This window comes from Acinetobacter sp. YH12233, from assembly GCF_013417725.1.
Classification (GTDB): domain Bacteria; phylum Pseudomonadota; class Gammaproteobacteria; order Pseudomonadales; family Moraxellaceae; genus Acinetobacter.
This window is the reverse complement of record NZ_VPDK01000088.1, coordinates 1-1,198: the sequence shown is the minus strand read 5'-3', so window position 1 is coordinate 1,198 and position 1,198 is coordinate 1. Positions and strand designations below refer to the sequence as shown.

General features: G+C 44.9%; 1 protein-coding gene. It reads right to left on the bottom strand.

The genetic code is table 11. The annotated features are described in order from the left end of the window. A partial coding sequence (locus FTV12_RS16360) for an ISNCY family transposase (protein ID WP_180034344.1) occupies positions 1 to 1,090 on the bottom strand: 1,090 nt, incomplete at its 3' end. Between the last annotated feature and the right edge of the window lie 108 nt (positions 1,091 to 1,198).

Here is a 1,198-nt window from a genome sequence, read left to right as displayed (position 1 = left end):
CATGCATGAGGGCTACAGTACCATCCGGGTATTCCAGGAACTCAAGATACTTACCGATCAACCTTTGATTTTCTTCGGTGTTTTCCAGGAGATATACGCATTTATCATAAGTAATCGTCAGGCTATTGGTGACTCTGCGGGGTTCACGCCAAGTAAAAATATCATCTAATTCTTCGGCTGTTTCAGTGATAGGCCGATGTAGATTCTTAGGATTAAAAGCCATCTTGGCGAACTTCTGATTGAACTGCTCAATGAAGCAGGGTAGCCAGGCATTAGCTTGCTCAATCGAACAGATGCCTTCCAAGCGCATTTCTTTGATCAGACGGTCCTGAAGCGTTCTATTCGCCCGTTCTACACGGCCTTTGGCCTGTGGTGAATTGGCGAAGATGATATCGATATTGAGGGTGCTGAGTACACGTCCAAACTGGGTAATCTTGGTGTCTTTCTTGCTGCTTTGATTCACTCTAAAGACTGAATGTTTGTCGCTGTAAAACGCTAAAGGCTTACCGTGCTGTTCGACATATAAACGTGTTGAAATCATATAGTCAAAGGTTGATTCTGATTCACAGAAGCGTAAATGCTGCAATTTTCCTGTCGCATCATCGATAAACACCAGCAAACAGCACTTAGCAGCGCGTCCTTCAAACCAGTCATGGTGTGAGCCATCAATTTGGATCAGTTCACCAAAGCAATCCCGGTTGTAACGAGGCTGATACGGGCGTTTCAGGCGCTTGGCGCGAGGAATCCACAGATCTGCTGCAATCATCCAGGAACGCAGTGTTTCAACTGAAATATCAAAGCCATGAACGGTGGTGAGCTTTTCATGCGCTAAAGTGGGTCCGAAACCATGGAATTGTTCAGCGACCAGATTGAGGCACTTGAGTCTGAGCTCTTCAGGAAGCCTGGAATTGCTGATTTGGCCACGTGCAGCATGGGCTAATGCAGTTGGACCTTGAGTTTTGTATTTTTGCAATAAACGTCTGATCTGACGTTCTGAAATATGAAGTAGCTGAGCAGCCTGGGGCTGGGTTATGCGTTGATCACAGATTTCTTGCAAGACCGACAATCGTTTAAGTTCTTTATCCGACATAGACACCAACATATCAAACCGTCCGCTAAGAAAATTGCAACAGCGCATATTCTAAAAGCGGACATTTTTACTTTGGAGAAACCGGACATTTCTATTTTGGAGTTACAA